1 protein-coding gene is annotated in these 261 nt (G+C 55.2%); it reads right to left on the minus strand.

The features are described from left to right. Positions 1-261, minus strand: a 261-nt coding sequence (locus AB4589_RS25225; RefSeq protein ID WP_372101939.1) for an Ig-like domain-containing protein, incomplete at both ends; no start/stop codon positions are given.

The raw sequence follows: 261 nt of genomic DNA on the forward strand, positions 1-261 counted from the left end.
ACCTCCACGTCCACTGTGTTACTGGTGACTCCGTCTAGGAAAGCCTCAACCGTCGTGGTGGCGACTGTGTCCCCAGACAATAAACCAGTAGGCGTGACCGTTGCTGTCTGTGGTTCATCCGGTGTCCACGTGACCGAACGGCTGACATCTGATGAGGTCCCATCACTGTAGGTCGCTGTTGCAAGTAACTGTTGTGTTTGACCTTTCGCGACTAAGACCTGTGAAGGCGTGACGGTGAGCGAGGTGACGATGGCATTGGTC

This window comes from Vibrio sp. 10N.222.49.A3 (assembly GCF_041475145.1).
Taxonomy (GTDB): domain Bacteria; phylum Pseudomonadota; class Gammaproteobacteria; order Enterobacterales; family Vibrionaceae; genus Vibrio; species Vibrio tasmaniensis_A.